This is a genomic window from Mesorhizobium sp. M7A.F.Ca.CA.002.04.1.1, assembly GCF_004022805.1.
In the GTDB taxonomy this organism is placed as follows: domain Bacteria; phylum Pseudomonadota; class Alphaproteobacteria; order Rhizobiales; family Rhizobiaceae; genus Mesorhizobium; species Mesorhizobium ciceri.
In genome coordinates this window covers 1-1,363 of sequence record NZ_RZPL01001042.1, presented here as the reverse complement: position 1 = coordinate 1,363, position 1,363 = coordinate 1, and the positions used below count along the sequence as shown (strand labels likewise).

General features: G+C 64.7%; 2 protein-coding genes. Both read left to right on the top strand.

What is annotated here, in order from left to right; genetic code table 11:
• Window positions 1-37 precede the first annotated feature (37 nt).
• Window positions 38-511 (top strand): tripartite tricarboxylate transporter TctB family protein, encoded by a 474-nt coding sequence (locus tag ENZ75_RS31905; RefSeq protein WP_063169000.1) that lies wholly within the window; start codon window positions 38-40, stop codon window positions 509-511.
• A gap of 10 nt (window positions 512-521) precedes the next feature.
• Window positions 522-1,363, top strand: an 842-nt coding sequence (locus ENZ75_RS31900) for a tripartite tricarboxylate transporter permease (protein ID WP_206617152.1), incomplete at its 3' end; no start/stop codon positions are given.

The following is a 1,363-nucleotide window of genomic DNA, read 5'->3' as shown; positions in this document are numbered from 1 at the left end:
CGGCATCCGCTACGCACCGCGGCTTGGGAGAACCATCATGAAACCTTTCGCGATCGACAGGGCCAACGGCCTGTGCGCCGCCCTGTTCATCGGTTTCGGCGCATGGTTCGCGCTGCAATCGCTCGGCCTCGAAATCGGCACCGCGTTGCGCATGGGGCCAGGCTATTTTCCGCTGGTCCTGGCGATCGTGCTGGTCCTGCTTGGCGCCGTCATTCTCGTCCAGGCTGTACGCGTCGAGGGCGAAGCGGTCGGGCATATTGCGTGGCGCGGCATGCTGCTCATCCTGCCTGCTCCGATCTTCTTCGGCCTGACGGTGCGCGGCCTCGGATTCATCCCGTCGATCTTCCTGACGGCGCTGATCGCGTCGTTTGCCAGCCGCTGCATGAAGCCGTTGACCGCGCTCGTGCTGTCGGCCGGCCTGACATTGTTTGCATTCCTTGTCTTCAGCTACGCGCTCGGCCTGCCGTTCCGCCGCTTCGGCCCGTGGCTGGCCCCGTGGTTGGTGTCGTAAGGCGATGAGCATGGATCTGCTCGACAACCTTGCGCTCGGCTTTTCGACGGCGACGTCGCTGACCAACCTCGGTTTCTGCCTGATCGGCGTCCTTCTCGGCACGCTGATCGGCGTCCTGCCCGGCATCGGCGCCACCGCGACCATCGCCATGCTTTTGCCCATCACCTTCCAGATCGGCGACCCGGTTTCCTCCCTCATCATGCTCGCCGGCATCTATTACGGTGCGCAATATGGCGGCTCGACCACCGCCATTCTCATCAACATGCCCGGCGAATCCTCGTCCGCCGTCACCGCGATCGACGGCTACCAGATGGCCAGGAACGGCCGCGCCGGGGCGGCCCTCGCGATCGCGGCCATCGGCTCGTTCTTTGCCGGCACCGTTTCGACGTTCCTCGTCGCCATCTTTGCCCCGCCGCTGACGGCGATCGCGCTGAAATTCGGCGCGGCCGAGTATTTTTCGCTGATGATCGTCGGCCTGGTTTCGTCCGTCGCGCTCGCCCACGGCTCGATCGTCAAGGCGCTGGCCATGGTCGTGCTCGGCCTGCTGCTCGGCGTTGTCGGCACCGACATTTACACCGGCACGCCGCGCTTCACGCTTGGAATCCGGGAATATGCCGACGGGTTGAATTTCGTTGCGGTGGCGGTCGGTGTCTTTGGCATCGCCGAGATCCTGCGCAACCTCGAAAACGAGGATGAGCGCTCCGTGATGATCCGCAAGGTCACCGGCCTTATGCCGACCCGCGAGGACTTTCGGCGCATGGCAGCGCCCATCGTGCGCGGAACGATCATCGGTTCAGCGCTCGGCATCCTGCCGGGAGGCGGCGCGATCCTGGCAGCCTTTGCCTCCTACAC

Excerpts from the sequence above, each read along its gene's own strand:
- ENZ75_RS31905 (WP_063169000.1), top strand. The coding sequence starts at position 38 with ATGAAACCTTTCGCGATCGACAGGGCCAACGGCCTGTGCGCCGCCCTG.